The sequence below is a fragment of the Dyadobacter alkalitolerans DSM 23607 genome (assembly GCF_000428845.1).
GTDB classification, from domain to species: Bacteria; Bacteroidota; Bacteroidia; order Cytophagales; family Spirosomataceae; genus Dyadobacter; species Dyadobacter alkalitolerans.
Genome location: NZ_AUAS01000004.1, coordinates 447,231 through 468,014, shown reverse-complemented (window position 1 = coordinate 468,014; position 20,784 = coordinate 447,231). Strand labels below are relative to the sequence as shown.

Annotated in this window: 22 protein-coding genes; 12 read left to right on the top strand and 10 right to left on the bottom strand. The window is 46.0% G+C overall.

Annotation, left to right across the window (positions count from 1 at the left end):
- Nucleotides 1-84 precede the first annotated feature (84 nt).
- Nucleotides 85-597: a metallophosphoesterase family protein gene (locus G395_RS0110620; RefSeq protein ID WP_026630027.1), complete on the top strand. Its 513-nt coding sequence runs from the start codon at nucleotides 85-87 to the stop codon at nucleotides 595-597.
- Here G395_RS0110620 and G395_RS0110615 read toward each other — a convergent pair.
- The 3 genes from G395_RS0110615 to G395_RS0110605 are packed head-to-tail and all read right to left on the bottom strand — an operon-like array spanning nucleotide 594 to nucleotide 2,632.
- Nucleotides 594-1,817, bottom strand: coding sequence for a M20/M25/M40 family metallo-hydrolase (locus tag G395_RS0110615; protein ID WP_026630026.1), 1,224 nt, complete (start codon nucleotides 1,815-1,817; stop codon nucleotides 594-596). The two genes, G395_RS0110620 and G395_RS0110615, sit on opposite strands and share 4 nt — an antisense overlap.
- Nucleotides 1,818-1,846: 29 nt before the next feature.
- Nucleotides 1,847-2,158, bottom strand: a complete 312-nt coding sequence (locus G395_RS0110610; RefSeq protein WP_026630025.1) for a MerR family transcriptional regulator — start codon at nucleotides 2,156-2,158, stop codon at nucleotides 1,847-1,849.
- Between the two features lie 42 nt (nucleotides 2,159-2,200).
- Nucleotides 2,201-2,632: an SRPBCC family protein gene (locus tag G395_RS0110605; protein ID WP_229204128.1), complete on the bottom strand. Its 432-nt coding sequence runs from the start codon at nucleotides 2,630-2,632 to the stop codon at nucleotides 2,201-2,203.
- Nucleotides 2,633-2,808: 176 nt separating this feature from the next.
- Here G395_RS0110605 and G395_RS0110595 point away from each other — a divergent pair, with 176 nt between their 5' ends.
- Entirely contained in the window at nucleotides 2,809-3,936 is a 1,128-nt protein-coding gene (locus tag G395_RS0110595) for an acyltransferase family protein (protein WP_051350107.1), read from the top strand.
- Nucleotides 3,937-3,942: 6 nt separating this feature from the next.
- Here the strand turns inward: G395_RS0110595 and G395_RS29145 are convergent, their stop codons facing one another.
- Both G395_RS29145 and G395_RS0110585 read right to left on the bottom strand, forming a co-directional pair.
- Nucleotides 3,943-5,055 (bottom strand): carboxylesterase family protein, encoded by a 1,113-nt coding sequence (locus G395_RS29145; RefSeq protein ID WP_051350106.1) that lies wholly within the window; start codon nucleotides 5,053-5,055, stop codon nucleotides 3,943-3,945.
- A gap of 96 nt (nucleotides 5,056-5,151) precedes the next feature.
- The gene (locus tag G395_RS0110585; protein WP_026630022.1) at nucleotides 5,152-5,364 is read right to left on the bottom strand and encodes a hypothetical protein; all 213 of its coding nucleotides are present in this window, start codon (nucleotides 5,362-5,364) and stop codon (nucleotides 5,152-5,154) included.
- 155 nt (nucleotides 5,365-5,519) lie between these two features.
- Between G395_RS0110585 and G395_RS32040 the strand changes: the two genes are divergently transcribed.
- Nucleotides 5,520-5,684, top strand: a complete 165-nt coding sequence (locus G395_RS32040; protein WP_157486647.1) for a hypothetical protein — start codon at nucleotides 5,520-5,522, stop codon at nucleotides 5,682-5,684.
- 13 nt (nucleotides 5,685-5,697) lie between these two features.
- Here the strand turns inward: G395_RS32040 and G395_RS0110575 are convergent, their stop codons facing one another.
- Complete coding sequence (locus G395_RS0110575) at nucleotides 5,698-6,165, bottom strand: response regulator (protein ID WP_026630021.1); 468 nt, start codon at nucleotides 6,163-6,165, stop codon at nucleotides 5,698-5,700.
- 386 nt (nucleotides 6,166-6,551) lie between these two features.
- Between G395_RS0110575 and G395_RS0110570 the strand changes: the two genes are divergently transcribed.
- The 7 genes from G395_RS0110570 (at nucleotide 6,552) to G395_RS32395 (ending at nucleotide 14,022) form a co-directional block, all read left to right on the top strand.
- Nucleotides 6,552-8,828: an Rv1355c family protein gene (locus G395_RS0110570; protein ID WP_026630020.1), complete on the top strand. Its 2,277-nt coding sequence runs from the start codon at nucleotides 6,552-6,554 to the stop codon at nucleotides 8,826-8,828.
- Entirely contained in the window at nucleotides 8,828-9,520 is a 693-nt protein-coding gene (locus G395_RS0110565; protein ID WP_026630019.1) for a hypothetical protein, read from the top strand. Before G395_RS0110570 ends, G395_RS0110565 begins: the two co-directional genes overlap by 1 nt.
- A gap of 7 nt (nucleotides 9,521-9,527) precedes the next feature.
- Entirely contained in the window at nucleotides 9,528-11,699 is a 2,172-nt protein-coding gene (locus tag G395_RS29140) for a sensor histidine kinase (protein ID WP_035360910.1), read from the top strand.
- Nucleotides 11,692-12,783: a hybrid sensor histidine kinase/response regulator gene (locus G395_RS0110555; RefSeq protein ID WP_026630018.1), complete on the top strand. Its 1,092-nt coding sequence runs from the start codon at nucleotides 11,692-11,694 to the stop codon at nucleotides 12,781-12,783. Before G395_RS29140 ends, G395_RS0110555 begins: the two co-directional genes overlap by 8 nt.
- 7 nt (nucleotides 12,784-12,790) lie before the next feature.
- Nucleotides 12,791-13,180, top strand: coding sequence for a response regulator (locus G395_RS0110550; RefSeq protein WP_026630017.1), 390 nt, complete (start codon nucleotides 12,791-12,793; stop codon nucleotides 13,178-13,180).
- 363 nt (nucleotides 13,181-13,543) lie between these two features.
- On the top strand, nucleotides 13,544-13,726 hold the full coding sequence (locus G395_RS0110545) for a hypothetical protein (RefSeq protein ID WP_026630016.1): 183 nt from the start codon (nucleotides 13,544-13,546) through the stop codon (nucleotides 13,724-13,726).
- A gap of 146 nt (nucleotides 13,727-13,872) precedes the next feature.
- Entirely contained in the window at nucleotides 13,873-14,022 is a 150-nt protein-coding gene (locus G395_RS32395; protein WP_169720023.1) for a hypothetical protein, read from the top strand.
- Here the strand turns inward: G395_RS32395 and G395_RS0110535 are convergent, their stop codons facing one another.
- The 4 genes from G395_RS0110535 to G395_RS0110520 form a co-directional block, all read right to left on the bottom strand.
- A complete protein-coding gene (locus G395_RS0110535) occupies nucleotides 14,023-14,727 on the bottom strand; it encodes an L-ribulose-5-phosphate 4-epimerase (protein WP_026630015.1) in 705 nt (234 codons plus the stop codon).
- Nucleotides 14,728-14,738: 11 nt separating this feature from the next.
- Nucleotides 14,739-16,229, bottom strand: a complete 1,491-nt coding sequence (gene araA / locus G395_RS0110530; protein ID WP_026630014.1) for an L-arabinose isomerase — start codon at nucleotides 16,227-16,229, stop codon at nucleotides 14,739-14,741.
- Nucleotides 16,230-16,253: 24 nt separating this feature from the next.
- Complete coding sequence (locus G395_RS29135) at nucleotides 16,254-17,939, bottom strand: ribulokinase (RefSeq protein WP_051350105.1); 1,686 nt, start codon at nucleotides 17,937-17,939, stop codon at nucleotides 16,254-16,256.
- A gap of 106 nt (nucleotides 17,940-18,045) precedes the next feature.
- Nucleotides 18,046-18,750 carry an NUDIX hydrolase gene (locus G395_RS0110520; RefSeq protein ID WP_026630013.1) on the bottom strand — a complete coding sequence of 235 codons (705 nt, stop codon included), beginning with the start codon at nucleotides 18,748-18,750 and terminating at the stop codon, nucleotides 18,046-18,048.
- Between the two features lie 212 nt (nucleotides 18,751-18,962).
- Here G395_RS0110520 and G395_RS0110515 point away from each other — a divergent pair, with 212 nt between their 5' ends.
- The gene (locus G395_RS0110515) at nucleotides 18,963-19,547 is read left to right on the top strand and encodes an RNA polymerase sigma factor (protein WP_035361018.1); all 585 of its coding nucleotides are present in this window, start codon (nucleotides 18,963-18,965) and stop codon (nucleotides 19,545-19,547) included.
- Between the two features lie 72 nt (nucleotides 19,548-19,619).
- The gene (locus G395_RS0110510; protein WP_026630011.1) at nucleotides 19,620-20,636 is read left to right on the top strand and encodes a FecR family protein; all 1,017 of its coding nucleotides are present in this window, start codon (nucleotides 19,620-19,622) and stop codon (nucleotides 20,634-20,636) included.
- The last annotated feature ends 148 nt before the right edge of the window (nucleotides 20,637-20,784 follow it).

The following is a 20,784-nucleotide window of genomic DNA, read 5'->3' as shown; positions in this document are numbered from 1 at the left end:
ATCTTCAAGAAAAATAAATTAATTTATTTTGCGGTTACAAAATGCGGGGAATGTTTGCACTGAATTGATATTTATTTAAACAGAATGAAAACAATTGGCTTAATATCAGACACACACGGCTATCTGGACGAACGGGTCTTTGATCATTTTAAAAATTGTGATGAGATATGGCATGCAGGAGATATCGGATCGGTAAAGATCATTGAGCAGCTGGAAGTGTTCAAGCCCTGCCGCATTGTTTTTGGGAACATTGATAACAATGATATCCGGGCGAGGACAGTGGAAAACCTGCATTTTGAGCTGGAAGGGTTCCGGGTCTGGATCACGCACATTGGCGGCGCGCCTCCGCGTTACAACCCGATGGTCATGCCGGAACTGAAATCACAAACTCCTGATATTTTTGTGTGCGGGCATTCGCACATCCTGCGGGTGATACGCGACAAAGCATTGAACAATATGCTTTACATTAACCCCGGCGCGGCAGGGCGGGAAGGTTTTCATAAATTCCGCACGCTGCTGCGGTTCAATATACACGAAGGATTGATCAGCCAGATGGAGGCTATTGAGCTGGGAAAACGCGGGGCGATGATCAGTTAGAAAGTGATTGAAACCTTTTTCGTTTCGGATCCACGTAAGAATTCTGCGTCCACTTTTTCTCCCTTTTCATGCTTGCCGAGCACTTCCATGTAATCGTAAATAGATGTTATCTCTTTACCGGCAAGCTTAGTAATGATGTCACCAGCCTGTATCCCGGCATTTTCGGCTGGACGGGCTTTGGAAACGCCGTCGATTTTCAGGCCTTTGCCCGAATAGCTGTAATCCGGCATCACGCCCAAGGTTACCTTGAAATCAGATGTTTTGTTGCCTGTATGCGGATTGTCGGCTGTTATAAACTGTGGATCCGTTGTTTCTTTATCTATGTTTTCCAGCAGACCAGCAATAATGGTCAGGATTTTGGCCTCACCTTCAAAATTAATGCGCTCAATGTCATCGCTAACCTTATGATAATCGCCATGACCGCCTGTAAAGAACTGCACAACAGGAATATTTTTCAAATAAAATGAAGTGTGATCCGATGCGCCTACGCCAGAGGAATCAACCGTATATTTCAGATTCTGCGCCTTGACAAGATCAGGAATCAGCTTTCCCCAGACCGGGCTTGTCCCCCAACCCGATACAATGATCCCTTTTTCATCGCTGAGCCTTCCGATCATATCCATATTGATCATGCAGGAAACGGACGCAAGCGGGATGGTCGGATTTTCTGTAAAATACTTGGAACCGATAAGCCCTAGCTCCTCGCCCGAAAATGCCAAAAAGAGGTAATTATGCTTTTCAGTAATGTTGTTTTTTGCAAAATGCCTTGCCAGTTCAAGCAGTCCCGTTGTACCGGAAGCATTGTCGTCCGCACCATTATGGATTTTGTTGCGACTATCCGGCGTGAGCGAACTTCCCTGAAAACCTTTTCCCAAATGATCGTAATGCGCGCCGATAACGATTGTTTTCCTGGCACCATTATCTAAAAATCCCGCAACATTGCGGGCTGTAACCTGGTGTAAGTTGCCTTCAATGGCATATTTTACCTGAAATGGCTGAAAGAAACCGGCATCCGTTCCAGCAGGTTTCAGGCCCAGTTCCCCGAACATCGTGGCAATGTAGTTCGCCGACCGGATTTCCCCCAAACTTCCCGTTCCTCTTCCTTCCATATCATCCGATGCCAAAAATTCAATGTGCTTGCGGATCGCCGATGCCTGAAATTTCTGCGCATAGGATGAAAATGAAGCACAGCCAAGCAGCAACAAAAGGAAATATTTCATGGGTATGGATAAATTAAAACGGCGGGAATTTACAATGTCTCCTGCAATTCCACCAGGAACTTCCGGACACGCATCAAGCGCTGGATCAGCAGCTGCGATTCCTCTTTTCTGCGCATCTGCTCACGCGCACCTTTGATCGTACGCCCCTGCTTGTCGCGCTGGTGCATAATCTTTTTAATGATCTCAATATCGCGCTCCGTATATCTGCGCCTGTTTCGTGCGTCCCGTTTGGGGTTCAGCTGTGGAAATTTCTTTTCCCAAAAGCGCAGGGCAGATGGCTCGCAGCCAACCATTTCGGCTACTTCGTTGGTATCATAGTAAAGTTTGGTGTTCGGTTGCATGACTTTCGGCGGTGATAACTACAAATATACTCACCCCCGCAATTAAAGTCTGTTTTCCGCCAGATTTTTGATTTTCTCCAATGCCGTTTTTGCGAACTCTACAGAAGCATCATAGTAACTCTGCCCGTCTGTCAAAACCGCGAAATCGCCAACTTCCACTTGCAGCAAAACGCCCTTTTCATCTTCTGAGAGCCTGTATGTATACGCAATGTCATACGCAGCAGGCGACTGCTCCCACTTATCCACGTACAGCGAAAGTTTCAGAAGCGCATTAGGCTCGTGCGCCGTGACCGTCAGCCGCGACCTGCCCGACCAGTCGATTACCCTTCCAAGTTCCAGGTAATAATCGCCGAAATCCGAAGGAAGCTCATCCCACTGCCTGATGTATTTCGGGGCTATCAATATTTCCCACACTTTGCTCAACGGAGCTTCTATATTTATCTGATCCTGAACACTTAATGCTTGATCCATCATATTCAATTACTTTTTGCACTATACGTTTACTAGCGATTAACTAAAATTATGCCGATTGAGCCTGAAATGCACAGTTTCACGGAAAATCACGCCCGGCTGCTCACAAATTACAACATGAAGCAAACTTTAACTTACTTTACAGCCGGATCCCAAACCGCAAAATTTTACTTAACAGAATGAATCAGGAGATAAAGCCGGTCAGCAATCCCTTCGAGTCCAAGATCAACAGTATACAGGTTCTCAGAGCGGCTGCGGCACTAACTGTCACCATTTACCATCTTAAAGACGTCATCGGAAAAGGTGAACCCTTCAAGCAGGAACTTGACTTTTTTTTCAATTCAGGCCCTTCCGGCGTTGCCTTGTTCTTTGTGATCAGCGGGTTCATTATGGTGTACATTACCAAACACACCACATTTTCACTGCTTTCGGTTTATAAATTCATGGCGCGCAGGTTTATCCGGATCTGGCCCACCTATGCGATCATTACCCTTCTTTACTTTTTATTCCAGGTCAAAGTAGGGCTGCAACCAGGCGCTGTTAAAAGTGTGATCCTGAGCTTACTTTTCATCCCGGTCACGCATACCGATCCGCCATTTTACGGATATGCCTTTCTTCCGGTTGGATGGACGCTCAATTATGAGATCTATTTTTATGCGCTTGTGGCCATTTCCATGTTCTTCTCCAGGTTCAGATGGTATGTGTTCTTCGTGATCGTGATCATCACGTTGATCATCCTTCCGCTTACATTGGGTTACATTACATTGGAAACCCAGCGAACCGCCGACTACGGAAGCGGATACCTGAATATGATCACCAATCCTATTATCTGGAATTTTGTATATGGCGTCATTATCGGCCTCATTTATACGAACGAAAAACTGTTTCCTATTCTCGCATCCGCGTTTGCAAGGGTCTGGCTTGTGTTTCTGTTCGTTTCCCTTGCATTATGGCAGTACTGGTCGGGCTTCTTTGGTGGCTTGGGGCCTTCACAATGGGGATTTGGGTCGAGTCTGCTTTTCACCGCATTCATCTTTTATAATGCGCGCCGCCCGATTAACTTTCCCGACTGGCTTGTTAGAATCGGCGATATGTCGTTTTCGGTTTACCTCGTACATATGCCTATTGTGGTCATTTTAGGTCAGTTTTTCAAAAGCCTGGGGTATCCGGTTTACAGTACCGGCACTTCCATGTTTTTCCTGGCGCTGTTCCTGACAATGGTGGCGTCTTACCTATCCTATCAATATCTTGAATTGAAATTGTCCACCTATCTGAAACAATTCCTGCCCTTCATGAAAAAACGATAACGGATATCAGGGAAGTTTGATATCCTGAATGGTTTTCATGTCCTCGACGGTCGTTTGCCGCAAGTCTCCGGACCAGAACCGCTTCATGAATTGGGCGTAACGGTTGGCGATATATTCCTGGGAGTAAGACAGAATATGGCCTTTTCCCGGCTGATAATTGAGGTCATAAGGCACTTTCAATGAATGCAGCCGCTCCGAAGCAGGTTTTGCACCCAGCATCCACAAGTATTTTCCGCATGAGAATAAATTACCTTGTATATAAGGCAGCACACTGTCGCTGGTTCCCTGAAAAAATACGGTTGGCTTCGCATTGGATCTGTTAACATAAGTTGTCTTGAAAACAGAGTAACCCATATAAGTAAGCAAACTACGAACGCGAAACTCGGTGCCTCCGGTAGCAGGATCCAACCGTCCTAGCGTTTTTGTAATTCCAGGTTGTAAAGCCTCAAAATCGGCCTCATCCATATAAACCAGGGCAGAAATAATCATTGAACCTGCACTGCTTCCCGCCAGCATCATCTGACCAGGGTCTATTCCAAACTCGTCGGACTTATCAGCAAAGTAGTGTAATGCTGTATACGTATCCTGAACACCGCGATAAAGAGCCTGAATTACTTCCTTATTATTGCCGCCGCAGGTATTCGTTTGGCTCCCGCCCTCAAATCCAAGGCGGTAGTTGATAGCAGCCGCTGCATAACCTTTCCTGGCCATGGACCTGGCTTTCCCCATTTCGCTACCGAGATCACCATAAATAAATGCGCCTTCATGGAGGAAGAGCACAAACGGGCGATATTTAAGTGTGTCGTTTTGTGGGGCGATGAAAGAATAATTGAGGTTCGCAGTGCCCCCTTTGTAGTCCGGTGCCTGCTTGTAAGTGCCGGTGATAATGCCGAGCTCTGATTCGCTGTAAATGTTGGCAGTGCCGAAGCCTTTGGACAAGGCCAAAAACCGATTGCTGTTACGCGGCTTTAATGTATCAATAATGACGGGGCCGGGATTCGAATGTCCCGTGGTGTCAATGCCGCTGGTGTCGATGGGTTCCGGCTCTTCGCCAGGTTCTCCAATGGGCTCTTTAATGGGGGGCTCGAAGGGACTTGGCCCTTCGCATGCAGCGAACAATCCAGCTAAAAGTAAAAAAATGCATTGTAGGTAGACTGTCCGCCACATTATCCAGGTAGAGTATTTATGCTTGATTTGCCTGGTAATCAGGCCTTTTTAATTATTAATGCTTGACGCAAGCTGTCCTGCTGTGCCATCCGTGGCCAGTTCGCTTTGGTGGTAAAAATACCCTTCAGTTTTGTTATTCCCGGTAAGTTCATCCTGTTTTTTTTCAGCGCCGAAATTTCTTTCCATCTGTCTGAAAAATTTGTTGAAGAAAACATACAACACAACGCCTGAAATTGCTCCTACTGCCAATATCTTTTTCATGATTGAATCGGTTTGATGAATTTTTGGTCACTTTTTATATTACAGTAAGCAAAAAGGATACCAATGCATCACGTCATAAGGTTTTCAGGGCCGTTTTTTCACGCTGGTATGATTTTAACATATCAACCGCAAACACCCACTAAACACATAAGCAGATGGACTTTATCATATTTCTGAAAGCAATAGGCAACCTGGTATTCGCAGTTATTCTTTTCCTGGCAATATTTATTACTGCCGGATTTTCAGCTGTGCTGAACCTGTTGAAACAGTTCGGGCACGCGCAATTATCAAGAAGGAATATCAGTTTCAGAAGAAAATGAATGTTGCAACCTGCTATGAAAGCAGGTTTTGCCTGAGCAGGAATTCCAGCTGACCATTCACTTCGATCAGCTTTTCAATGAGTTCCTTGTTCTTCTCCCGCAGGTAAAAAATCTCGTGTGCATTTTTGATGATGATTCGCAGCTGGGCTTCATCCCACGGCTTGTTGAGATAATAGTAGATGTGGCCCTTGTTCACTGCATCAATCACGGCTGATACGTCGGTATAGCCTGTTAACAGAATGCGGACAGGCTCTGCATAATCCTTTAACACTTCTATCAGGAAGTCAACCCCTGTCATTTCGGGCATGCGCTGGTCCGTAATGATCACGTGCACTACATTATGTTTCAGCAGCTCCAAGCCTTCCCTTCCTGATGTAGCGATCAGAATGTTAAAATCTCTTCTAAACGCAGCCTTGAATGAATTGAGGTTGTTGATCTCATCATCTACATACAGGACGCTTATTTTTTCTTTGGTTTCCATTATTACAAAAATCTTTCTATTTCGGAGGTTGTTTTATATTTTAGTTCGATCCGATACGCTCAACTAATTGATAATATTATAATATTAATTCTATAATAGTATAAAAGCGCTAAGTGCTTTTTACAAATTAACTTTTTACGTCTGTGTAACCAACTACTTGTCAATGAATTTAGACGCTTTCAAATCAAAAATTTTGTCCTCGATACAACCTGTGGTAGTTTTAGAAAAATAATTTCAGCAATTTGTGTAACTATTGATAGACATAGGATCGCCCGCCCGGTTACAAAGTTTCTACGGCAGCGATTTTATACGAAGATCAATACATTTCGTCGAATTTTAAATTTTACGTGAGTTCTTCTGGGAACCGTCCTCCTAATAGCTTAAAAATGTATCCCTATCCAGCAAACAATACGATCTATAAGCCGATTTTTATCTTTCACGAACAAAGTGCTGACAAACAAAAGTTTAACGCAGTCCTTTCCGACTATCAACAAAAAATCGTCCTGGATCTGTTTTCTTCCCAAATGAAGGAGCTGATTAAGATACAAAATCCCAGGAAAAAGCTTACAAGTGCTGAAATTGACGAAAAGTATGACGAATGGATTTCAGGTAAAGATCCCGATCTGCTGGGTTCGTGGGTTTATTATCCCTGGACCAACCGGCTGCTGCACATTCTCAACAAGCACGACTTCGTAACATTAAGAACCAGCAGAAACCATTATAAGATTACCCCGCACGAACAGGCAACATTATCTGAACGCAGAATTGGTATCATCGGACTTTCGGTTGGTCATGCAGTTGCACTCAGCGTTGCTACCGAACGCATTTGCGGAACATTAAAACTTGCTGATTTTGACACAATTGAGCTCAGTAATTTGAACCGGATAAAAACCGGTCTGCACAATATAGGGATTAACAAAGCGATAGTGACGGCCAGGGAAATTGCGGAGATAGATCCCTACCTGGAAATAGAATGTTATACGGAAGGAATTACAGAAGGCAATATCACTTCATTTCTTACCGAAGGCGGTAAGCTGGACATTCTCGTTGACGAATGTGACGACCTGGAAGTAAAGATCAGCGCGCGTCAAATGGCCAAAAGCTTCCATATTCCCGTTGTGATGGAAACGAGCGACCGGGGAATGCTGGATGTGGAACGTTTTGACCGGGAAACGGACAGGCCCATTCTGCACGGAATGCTGGCTGACATTCCAGCTGAAAAATTAAAGAACATTAGCCCCTCCGACCGCTTTCCATTAGTAATGCGCATTATTGATGCCATGAACACTTCCACCCGGGGGCGGGCTTCATTGCTGGAAATCGGGCAGACGATCACCACCTGGCCGCAGCTTGCTAGTGCGGTAACACTGGGCGGAGGCGTTGTAACCGACGTTTGCAGGCGCATTCTGCTGGATCAATTTACGGATTCGGGAAGATATTATGTTGATCTCGAAACCCTGATCAATAATAAACCAGACCTCTCCGCGGTCGCCGTTTATAGTAATCCGAACGCACCATTCGACCTGCAACGGGCTGTTGCCATTATTGATTCCCTACCCCAGACTCAGGCGGATGCTATTCCGAACGCGGATGAAATCGGGCAGATTGTTAATGCCGCAACAAAAGCATATTCAACCGGGAATGACCAGCCCTGGAAATGGGTTTTCCGAAATGGTCTGCTGCATTTATTTCACGATACATTCCGCTCGCATTCTTTTTCTAATATCAATAACATGGCCGCGCACCTCGCCCTTGGCGCTGCCTATGAGCATGCGTTGCTGAAGGCCAGTCAGCTTGGCTATCAGACCATCGTACAAAAATCCCCTGTTACAGATTCGAACGAGCTGGTTGCCAGCATTCAATTTATAAAAGAAACCCAGCCCGGAAATAACACTAACGGGCTTGCAGAATCCCTGGAATCTTTCGTAATACACCGGAATTCAACCTTGTCCCATGCGTTGCGAGAAGAAGAAATGAATGCCCTGTGCAAGGCTGTGGAGAGCGTATCCGGTGCTGATGTTCAACTCATTACCGAAAAAGAACAGCTCGCTCAACTTGGAAGAGTTGTCGCCGCCTGCGACAGGATAATGATGCTTCATCCGGAAGGTCATAACGACTATTTCAACCGCGACATCCGGTGGCCGGGCGCGGAAAATGTGAATGCAGGCGACGGTGTTCCTATCCAGGCTTTGGCCTCATCCCCAGCGCATATGGCCGCATTATCCATTGTTAAGGATAAAAAAATCGCTGCCGCGCTAAGCGCATTTGGTGGTGGAAATGCTTTAACGGAACCTATCCAATTCAGCGTCGCAGATGCTTCCTGTGTGGCTATTATTACATTGCCGGATGCAGCAGATCAGTACTTTCTGGGAGGAGTTGCTTCTCAAAGGCTTTGGTTAACCGTTGAACAACTCGGTCTGGGCGGCCAGCCGTTGCTATCACCCCTGTTTTTGTTTGAACGGCTTGATTCAGGCATCGGGTTAAGTGTTACAGAAAAAGACAAATTACAAGGTTTACGCAATGAGTTTCAAAATATCATATCTTTAAAAAATAACACAAAAGCAGTTTTTCTATTTAAGATCATCAAACCGGAAATGCCAGCGATTCCATTACCACGCCTTCCATTGAATGAAACCTTGTTTATTGTAAACGACGCAATTTGATGGTAGCAAAAATTAAAGCGTACAAGTCAACTGAGGATATCGAAACCTGTTACAGGTACATTGACGAGCACCGAAAAGTATTGGAAGCCTATGGCGTAAAGCAGGTGACTTCCGCAAGCCATGACTGGCTGAATGATGAAAATACTTATGTGATCATTGTTGAGTCCGAGGACGGTGAAAAGATTTATGGCGGCGGGAGGATCCAGGTCCGTAATGAGAAAATGAAAATGCCGATGGAAGATGCCATTGCCAAGAAGGACGAGCGCATTTACGGGTACGTAGACAATCTGAAAGAAAAAAAGATCGCCGAGTTCTGCGGCCTCTTCAATTCCAAAGAAGTGGCGGGTTACGGTATCGGAAGCATTTTCCTTGGGAGGATCGGTGTTGCGATCACGTCGCAGATCGGCGTTGAACATTTATTTGCATTGTGCTCTCCGCCTACCTTGCGCCAGTGCCTGCGGATCGGGTTTGAAATTATCCGTGATTTGGGGAACAACGGAACATTTTATTATCCCAAAGAAGGCCTCATCGCCACCGCCATTATCGTCAATGACCTGGCCAATCTGCCCCAGGCACATGAAGAAGAGCGGGAGCGCATTATGCACCTGCGCGAGCATCCGGTTCAGTTTGCGGTGGAAAAAGGCCCGAAGGGAGAAATTGCATTACATTACGATCTCGATATGAAGATTTAGGATTTTTATGAAATTTTTAAAGCACCTATTTGCAATCACATTTCTACTTTTCGCAAAGCTCGTTTACGGCATCCCGGTAAATTTTTACCAGGGCTCACAAATCATTGGCAAGCAGGTTGAAATTTTTGAAGATGCCACCAATGCGCGCAGTTTCGAGCAGATCCTGAAATCCAACGCGTTCGTTCAGAGTACGGACGACACGCCTAATATGGGGCTAAGCCAGTCCACATTCTGGATCCGGTTTTCCATCGCCAACAAATCGGCCAGCTCGCTGCTATACCTGGAACTTGCGCATCCACTGATACATACCTGTGAGCTTTTCGAGGTTGAGGGCGCAAAGGTCAAAGTTGAAACAAATCGTGAAAATGCGGAATTTAATGAACGACGGATCAAACACCAGAATCTTGTTTTTGCGCTTGATATAAGGCCAGGCCAGCAAAAGAACTATTATCTGCGGGTGAAGGGCTACAACCAGGTGATCCTGCCACTCATCCTGCGCGACCAGGAAACATTCTTCGAAGCCGCCCAGATCGGCGAAACCATTAATGGCATTTTCGCAGGGATCATTGCAGTAATGGTGCTTTATAATGTCTTCATTTACTTCTCCACCCGCGACAAGAGTTATCTGTTTTACGTGCTTTATGTGTTGTTCGTAGGATTGGCACAAACCGCATTGTCAGGTTATGGGTTCAAGTATATCTGGCCATTTGCACCAAAATTCAACTCCGTAGCAACCATTTACTTCTCGGGTGTTGCCGGAATCTTCGCCATGCTTTTCGTGAAAAACTTTCTCCAGCTTCCCGAAAAATGGCCGCCAGGGGTCTTCATCCTGAATGTGATCATCGCACTTTATTCGTCCACAGGCTTACTGAACCTGCTTGGGTTTGAATTGCTGAGCTTTCGCGCGGTCGATGTATCAGGAGGAGTTGGAGCCATCGGGCTTTTTATAATCGGGTTTAAACTTTCGAAAGAAAATTATCGTCCTGCCAAACTTTTCTTATTGGCCTGGAGTATTTTCCTGCTTGGTCTGTTCCTTCTTGTTTTGCGAAATATCAACATCCTGCCGTATAATATTTTCACAACTTACACCATGCAGTTCGGCTCTATTGCAGAAGTTGTGCTGCTATCTATTGCACTGGCTGATAAGATTAATATATTTAAAAAGGAAAGGGAAGAATCACAGGAAGAAGCCCTGCGAGTGTCGCTGGAAAATGAGAAAATCATTATGGAGCAAAACATTAATCTGGAAAGGAGTGTCAACGAGCGAACTGCCGAGTTGCAACATGCTAATACAGAACTAAATGTGACGCTCAACAAACTGAAAGACACACAGACACAGCTGCTGGATTCCGAAAAAATGGCTTCGCTCGGTCAGCTTACAGCCGGGATCGCCCATGAGATCAACAATCCGATCAACTTCGTGAGCTCGAACATCAGGCCCCTCCGCCGTGACATTGACGACGTCCTCGAAATCCTCGATTCCTACAATGACATTCAGGGCGTTGACTCAATTGATCAGTTACAGGTTAAGATCAAAGAAATCGAGCGATTGAAAGAAGATCTGGATCTTGACTACATCAAAACCGAGCTGGGCACCTTGCTGAAAGGCATGGAAGATGGCGCCAGCAGGACGGTCGAGATTGTAAAAGGTTTGAAAATATTCTCCCGCGTAGATGAATCCGACCTCAACGTCGTCAACATTAATGAGGGCATTGAGTCAACCCTTATTATTTTGAACTATCAAATGGGTAATTCCATACATTTGGTAAAAGAACTAGGGAATATCCCGAGTATCGAATGTTTCGCAGGCAAGCTGAACCAGGTGTTTATGAATATCCTCAATAACTCCATTTACGCGCTGCTGAATGCTAAAACAGAGGGAAAAACCCCGACAATTTGGGTCAGATCCTGGCTGAAAGACCCGGACAATATTTCTATTTCCATCCGGGACAACGGGCCCGGTATGCCGCCCGCGGTCCGCGCGAAAATTTTTGAGCCGTTCTTTACCACCAAGCAGGTGGGAGACGGAACAGGCCTCGGATTATCCATTGTATTTAAAATAATTGAAGTTCACAGCGGAAATATCCAGGTAAATACCGAAGTTGGAGAGGGAACAGAGTTTTTGATCACCCTTCCAGTAAAACAGAAAGCACGCCCTATCCACGATTTCAATGAGTGAAAAACCAATAACCATCCTTTACATTGACGATGAGGAGCATAACCTTCATTCGTTCAAGGCTTCTTTCCGGAAGCAGTACGATATCACAATCACCTCATCCGTAGTAGATGCGGAAGAGATTCTTGAAAAACAGGATTTCTGCATTATTCTCGCAGATCAACGCATGCCCATTATGACGGGTGTGCAGTTTTTTGAGAAAATCAGGACAAAATATCCAAAACCAATCCGGATTCTGATCACAGGCCACACCGACATCGGGGCGGCGATCGATGCCATCAACAAGGGAGAAGTGTTCAGGTTTATCGACAAGCCCTGGGATTATGGTTATGTTGAGAATGCGATTTCGCACGCCTACGAGATTTATAAAACGCGCGAAGATCTAAAAGAACGGAATGAAGAGTTGCAGAAGGCGAATGAAGAGCTCGATAAGTTTGTTTACAGCGCTTCCCACGACTTGCGCGCGCCGTTGATGTCGGTGCTGGGGATCGTGAACCTGGCGCTGCTGGAAGACGATGTCAAATCACAAAATGAATATCTGGAACTGATCCGGCAATCGGTTAAAAAGCTGGATACATTCATTATTAATATCATTGATTATTATAAAAACGCAAGAGGCGTTCCCGTTGTTACCAACATCAGCTTCGAAGAGCTTGTAACCGAAGTGCAGGCCACCATCCAATATCTGCCCGAATACGGCAACCTGAAAATGACCACTGACATTGAGCAGGATGGTGTGTTCCAGTCGGATGTGATGAAGCTCCGGATTATATTCAATAACCTGATTAACAATGCTATAAAATTCCAGGATACTACTAAGCAGAACCAGTTCGTGCATCTGAAAATTAAGTCCACGCCCAGCGCAGCCAAGATCATCATCGAGGACAATGGCTCGGGCATTAAAGATTCGGATCAGGACAAAATATTCAAAATGTTCTACCGGGCAGGCGCAACAAATAGTGGATCAGGCATAGGTTTGTACATTGTACATGAAGCGATTACTAAACTCGGAGGTGAGATTAGCGTTTCTTCCAAAGTTGGCGAAGGAAGTATTTTCGAAGTCAACATCCCTTCTATCCATAAATAAGAAATACATGAAGCCACTTTTACACTTTTTCCTTATAGACGACAGCACATTCGATCTGTTTATATACGAAAAGTTATTGAAAAAAAGTGGCATAACGGACTCTGTCAAGACATTCAATTCCGCGCGCGATGCGCTCAAACATCTTGTCAGTGAAGCGGATAGCCTTCCTGAAAGCATTATTCTGCTGGACCTGCAAATGCCCGACATGAACGGATTTGAGTTCATAGACGAATTCGACCATCTTCCGGAAAGTCTCCATAACAAGATCAAACTCTTCATGTTATCCTCCACCATTGACACCCGGGACATCGACAAGGCAAAGGCCAGCCGGCATATCATCGATCTCCTTCCCAAACCATTGGAAATCTCAACTTTGAAGCGAAAGCTCGAAATCTGATTTTTGTATTTTGGCGTGTTTCCGCCTGCGTTGATTGTTACCAAGTCCTTACTCTCAGATACATCAATTGTCCTAAAACACTTAGGCATAGATCTTTATCTTTCTTTTGCATAACGCCTTAGGACTAAATGAAAATTACGTTTGCAGGCTTCCGGTTAGTACAATTCCCAGTTTGTCCAGAAATGTAACAAATTTTCTTCGTTTCAGTCCACACATTAGTGCCAAGTGGGAAATTTATGCCACATGATATAACAATATACACTATTAATATAATCTTTTTAATTTTTCTAAAAATTAGGCATGCCGGGGAACAGGTTTATTGCCTGGTTTTTGCATATAGTAATCTTTAATATCCCTTTTTAAATGAAAACTGATAGCAAAACCCTGTCTGAGATCTTGAAATTGCACGCGGAGTACGTTAAGGAGGTTGAATTTAGTGGCATTAAGCCCTTGTCGATGGAAATCTATAAAACCAACTCCAACAATTTCGTTCGCTGGATCCAAGACGATTTCAACCCCGGAAGTAAATTGCGCAGAGGTGCGTGAGATGCGTCAGCCAACAAAGACATTCTTACTCAACGTTTAACTAGCATATGACTATCAGGAACACTTTCCTGATAGTTTTTTTTTACCCCAAACTTTTCTATGTTTGGTGAACGTTCATAGGAAAGTCATCCTTCAAATATTCAAATATGTTATTTGCTCTTTTCAACCTTTTCAAAGGTCGCTTTTCCAAGGAATCCATTAATGAAGCGAAAGCGAGTGAGAAACGCATGTCGCGCCAGGAAGCATTGCAGCAAATGCGCAACATTGCCAGCAAACGCCCTGAAAATAAGAACTAATCAGCAACCCTGTCCGTAGTAAGCATCCTTTCCGTGCTTACGAAAATAATGCTTGTCAATCAGGCCTTGCTTTATGGTCTGAGCAGACGGGTTAATGTGCATTGTAAGGTAAGCCATCTTTGCAATCTCTTCCAGCACAACGGAATTGTAAACGGCCTTAGCCGGATCTTTCCCCCACGTAAACGGCCCGTGGCAAGCCACCAGGACCATCTCCGTTTCTTCATAATTCAACTTATTGTCCCCAAATAAATCCAGGATCTGGTTACCCGTTTCCAATTCGTAGTCGCGCTGGATCATTTCATCGGACATCACTTCGGTTACAGGCACAGCCGTTGTCAAATGGTCGGCGTGTGTGGTGCCCAGGTTCGGGATCGCCATAATCGCCTGCGCCCACGCCACGGCGTAGGTTGAATGTGTGTGGCAGACGCCGCCAATGGACGGGAAATTCTTATAAAGCAATGTGTGGGTTTTCGTATCCGAAGATGGCCGCATATTGCCTTCCACAACCTGGTTATCCAGATCCAGCAAAACTATATCCTCCACTTTCAGCTTATGATAAGGCACGCCGCTGGGCTTAATAGCGATGACGCCCGCACTGCGATCGATCCCGCTCACATTACCAAACGTAACAATGGCCAGGTTCTCCCTGGGAATCTCCATGTTAGCTTCGTAAACCTGCTCTTTTAAATAGGTGTATTTAGACATGCTTTTTAACGTTATCTATACGAAGCCTCGCTCCATCTCAATTCATTTTTCAACTGCCTGAGCGACGTGTTCTTATCAATCACAACCAGCTCAACACCCGTCATTTCGGCCAGCATTTCAATGTGATCTGTGGTGAGGTTCTGGCTGTAAACCGTGTGGTGTGCGCCGCCTGCGTAGATCCAGGCCGCGCAACCCGTAGCCATATCCGGAGCTGGTTTCCATAAAACCCTTGCAACCGGAAGTTTCGGAAGTGCTTCGGTCACTTCCACCGCTTCCACTTCGTTCACCAGGATCCGGAAACGGTTGCCCATATCCACCAGGGAAACATTAATAGCAGGACCTGCCGCGGCATTGAAAACCAGTCTGACAGGATCTTCCTTTCCACCGATGCCCAGGGGATGAATTTCGCAAGACGGTCTGCCGGAGGCAATGCTCGGGCAGATTTCCAGCATATGCGATCCCAGCACGAGGTTATTGGCCGGGTCGAAATGGTAAGTATAATCTTCCATAAAAGAGTTTCCGCCTGCCAGTCCGCTGCCCATTACTTTGAGCGCCCGTACCATGGCCGAGGTTTTCCAGTCACCTTCGCCCGCATAACCATAGCCCGCCGCCATCATGCGCTGAGAACCAATGCCCGGAAGCTGCTTCATGCCGTGCAGATCCTCGAATGTGTTGGTATAACCCTTGAAATTTCCGTCTTCCAAAAAGTATTTCAATCCCAGTTCAATCCGGGCAGCATCCCAAAGCGCCTGATGTCTCCCGTCTCCCTTACGAATGCCGTCCGCCAGATCATAAAGCGATTCATATTCGTCAATCAAAAGTCCGACTTCCTGCTCCGAAACCTGATTTATAACAGCAACCAGGTCGCCCACAGCGTACGTGTTCACCGAAAATCCGAATGTCATTTCAGCAGCAACCTTATCGCCGTCGGTAACAGCCACTTCGCGCATATTATCGCCAAAACGAACAAATTTCGCACCTTTCATATCATGCCGGGCAGCCGCCACGCGTGTCCATTTTGCAAGATCCTCTATAATGTGCTGCTCCTGCCAATGTCCTACGATCACCTTCCGGTTCAGGCGCATACGCGTCATCATAAAACCAAATTCCCGGTCGCCGTGTGCCGACTGGTTCAGGTTCATGAAGTCCATATCAATGTTCGCCCAGGGAATGTCGCGGTTAAACTGCGTATGCAGGTGGAGCAGCGGTTTCTGCATGATCTGCAAACCGCGGATCCACATTTTTGCAGGTGAAAAAGTATGCATCCAGGCTACGATGCCAATGCAGTTTTTAGCCACATTCGCATCCTGCATAATATTAAAAATCTCTTCCGATGACTTCACGACAGGCTTAAAAACCGTCCTGACCGGCATCTGAGCAGATTCGTCGAAATGCTTGCTGATGATCTGCGCATGTTCCGCAACCTGTCTGAGCGTGTCGGCGCCGTACAGATCCTGACTGCCCGTAATAAACCAAATTTCAAATTGTTTTAAATCAACCATTATGATTGTGGAAAGGGTTACATTTTACAATGAAGCGGATAATATATTTTCGGGAGCCGGCTCCCATTTGCGCAGAAAGTCGTTTTCCAGGAATGCACCAGACTGCGTGTATTTTTGATATAATGATTGATAAACAGCCGTTTGCGCCGGTCTGGGCGTATAAACAGCGTCAAAGCCGGAGTTCATGGCTTCCTGTGCTTCCGGCAGGGTCTTGTGAATGCCCGAAGCAACTGCGGCGAACATGGCCGCGCCCAGCGCACAGGCCTGCTCGGAAGCAGCGACTTTGATAGGCATATTAAGCACATCCGCCAGCGTTTGCATCACAAATGCCGATTTCTTGGCAACACCACCAATCGCAATGACTTCATGAATCGGAACGCCTTCTTTCCTGAACCGCTCCACGATGCTTTTGGAGCCGTAAGCTGTGGCTTCCACCAGCGCTTTGAAAATCCGGACGTGATCGCTGGCCAGGTTCAAGCCCAGTATGGCGCCTTTTAATGTATGTTTCGCATCGGGCGTCCGGCGGCCGTTCATCCAGTCGATGGCGATAATGTCATTTTCGGTGACGGGCAGTTTTGCGGCTTGTTGGGCCAGATGCGGAATGAGTTCTTTCGATAATTTCTGCGCAGCTTCTTCGCCCAGCAATGTTCTCACAGGCTCAACGATCAATTTGGAAAACCACGCATAAATGTCACCAAATGCAGATTGACCGGCTTCCATACCCAGCATACCGGGAATAATGGAGCCGTCGACCTGGCCGCAAATGCCCTTGATCAATAAATGTCCAACTTCCTCATTCGGAGCGATCAGCATGTCACAAGTCGACGTGCCGATCACCTTACAAAGTGAATAAGGCTCAATTAATGCTCCTACTGCGCCCATATGCGCATCAAAAGCCCCTACACCAATGACCGTGTCGGCTGGAATGCCCAACTTTTCGGCCCATTTTGGCGAAATGGTGCCCATCGCTTCGTCTGAAGTTTGTGTCTGGGAGAAAAGCCGGTCGCGGATGCCATTAAGAAGCGGATCAAGCTTGGTCAGGAACTCATTGGGTGGCAAACCGTCGAAATCGCTGTGCCATAATGCCTTGTGTCCGGCTGCGCACCTGGATCGTTTCAATGTCAGCGGGTCTGTGTTACCGGTCAGTTCGGCAGAGATCCAGTCGCAATGTTCGACCCAGGAAAATGCTTTGTCGCGTACTTCGCTGTCTGTCCTAAGCGTCCGCAGGATTTTGGCCCAGAACCATTCCGACGAATAAATCCCGCCGACGTATTTGGTATAATCTGTTTCTAAACTGTGTGCCAATGTGTTGATTTCCTCGGCTTCGGCATTGGCCGTGTGATCTTTCCAGAGGATAAACATGCCATTCGGATTCTCGGCAAACTCAGGCAGAAGTGACAACGGTGTTCCGTTCCGGTCCACAGGAACAGGCGTAGAACCCGTCGTATCCACCGAAATGCCCCGAACATTATCACGCGCACCTTCGGGTGATTTGTCCAATGCTTCCAGCAAAGCAGCCTCCATGGCTTCCAGGTAATCCAGCGGATGCTGCCTGAACCGCGACGAAGCTGCATCGCAGTATTTTCCCTGCTTCCAACGACTGTATTCCCGAACCGCCGTCCCGGCCTGATCGCCCGTATGCGCGTTCACAACCAGCGCCCGCACGGAGTCCGTGCCAAAATCAATCCCTATAACGTAACTTTCTTTCATGATCGCTTTATTTCACTTATCACGTAACAAATATAAATAAATTTGTTTATGGTGTTATTTTGACACAATTAATATTACTGATTGACGCCCAAACAAATCTCCTACCCTATGACTGCTTCATGCTGTCGGGCATAAAATTCCAGAACGAGTGAAACTTTTCCTTATATCTAATTTCGTCCAGCTTGTACAAAGTAGCCTTTTTAGTGGTGCTATTGCTGTTCTTGTTTCCGGTGTCTATCAGTAATCCCGTTGACAAAAGTTTGCGGCTGAAATTACGCCTGTCAAGTGGGATGTTGTAGATGGCTTCGTAGAGCTTTTGGAGTTGGGGAATGGTGAAAAGCTCGGGTAAAAGCTCAAAACCAATGGGATGCAGCGCAGCTTTGTATTTTAAATGTTCAATGGCCTTGCAAACCATATCCTCATGATCAAATATCAGCGCCGGACGATTTTCAAGCGTAATCCAGGAAGCATTATGGCTCTTAACCGCCTCAGCGTCATGGTCATCGATCTGAATGAGTGCAAAAAACACAACCGAAACGGTCCTTTCAGCCGGATCTCGGTGGATCTTTCCGAACGTTTCGAGCTGCTCGACGTAGATGTTTTTCAGTCCCGTAAGATTGTATAAAATGCGCGCTGCACCATCCGAGAGGTCTTCATCCGCATTGAGAAAACCGCCCATCAGCGACCATTTCCCCTTTTCAGGCTCAAAATTCCTTTTAATCAGCAACAGCTTGATATCCTTCCCGTCGAACCCGAAAATAATACAGTCTATTGCCAGCAGAATGCGCGAAGCCTGCGGATAATTATTCATTCAATTAATCGTGTAGGGATAAATATTCGGCAATTTAAAGAACCGGCGTTTACAAAAAGCATTTGCCGTCAGGGTCATTTTATATTAATGTTAAGAAAGTAAAAAAAAGAACGAGATTACTTAATCTGTTAAAAGATTCAATAAGGAAATATTGTCCGAATTTTGTGAGCTATTCCAATCCGGGCAGCCGGAATTCAAAGGAAATCTTCGTTATGAACGCCATCTATACTTCCTGTTCCGATGAAAATATCCTTGCGCTGATCAGCGAGCAGGACGACGAGCTGGCTTTTGCCGAGCTTTATAACCGTTATTTCAATGTGCTTTTCAATTATGCATACAGCAAGGTGAACGACCGGTTCGCTGCGCAGGAAATTGTGCAGGAACTATTTGTAAACATCTGGCAGAAGCGTCACGGGCAGCAGATCCTTTCCTGCCGCACATTCCTTTTTGCTATCACTAAAAAGCAGATCATTTCTTTTTACCGCAAAGAATTTACCCGGAAACAACATTACGATCATTGGGAATCACTGCATGCAGATCCGGTTGACTTTGCCGACCAGCATACATTGGCAGCCGACCTGCAAACCCGGTATGAACAAGGTTTGCACTTGCTGTCACCCAAATGTCAGGAAGTGTTTGTGCTGAGCCGGCAGGGCGTTCCCAACAAGCAGATCGGCGACCGGCTTGCGATTGCCGAGAAGACGGTGGAGCAGCACATTTCCAAAGCAATCCGAATTTTAAGGGCACATTTAAAAGACCACATGATCTCAGGCATCCTCTTTTTCTTTTTTAATTAAAAAAAATTTGCACCCCACCTAAGGGTTTGCTTGCCGGCGCGCGACTTGAAGTTTGATACCATACTTTAAGCAATGAAGGCACCCTTTATCTCCCCGATTTTATTAGAAAAATATCTCCTCGATCAATGCAACGATCAGGAAAAAGAAGAGGTTGAGGCGTGGTATGCCGCCATCAAAGGGGATGCCGACCATCTGGAAAATGTATCGGAAACAGAAAAGTCCTCCATCAAGGAAAGCACTTTCGAAAGCATTAAAGGTGAACTGAATATTCTGGACGAATCGCCGGCACGGCCTTTCCCATGGCGCTGGATTTCAGGCATAGCGGCATCCGTGGCCATTGCAGCGGGGCTTTATTTCAATTACCCGATTCAAAAAGAACAGCCCGTTTCTGTAATTGAGGAGATCCAGCAGAAGAAAAAATCAGACATTGTTCAGTTTGTCAATACGGAATCCAGGATCATTACGCATACGCTGCCGGACAGCAGTTCCATCATCATGCACCCCGAAGCTTCGGTAACCTATCCCGCCCGCTTCGATGCAGACCGGCGCATAGTCACGTTTTCGGGAGAAGGGTTTTTCGATATAACAAAAGATAGAACCCGACCTTTCTTCATCCAGAGCGGAGAAATGGTCATTAAGGTGCTGGGAACAAGCTTTAATGTAAAAGCTGCTTCGGCTCAGAAGGTATTTCAGGTGGATGTGCTGACGGGTAGCGTGGAAGTTACCGCGCCGGGCACTGAGACAAAGCCACAGCAGCTCGTCCTGAAACCAAAGCAGCAGGCCATTTTTGAAATTGAATCCAAAAGGCTGACTGCGAAGCAAATAACCATACAACCCCGCAAGGAGATATACGAGCCGGTAACAGTGGTTTTCGAAGAAGCGCCGTTGAATAAGGTCATTGAGCAGCTCGAAAAACGGTTCAACGTAAACATTCGCTTGTCTAATCCCGCCACTGCCACGTGCAGTGTAACCGCCAATTTTGAGGCGCAGCCATTTACGGTGATCCTGGAAATGCTCTGCACGACCTTGGAAGCCAACTATACTATTTCAGGAAACACAATTTTACTCAATGGAACACCTTGTGAATAACCGCCTATGAACCACCGATCCATTCCACCATGAAAAAACCGGAGGTGTACCACCACCCCCGGTCCAAAATTCCATCCTTTTAGCCTCGTACCACCGAAACTAAGGGATGATTTACCCAACAGTGCTTAACCATCAGACAATCAAAATT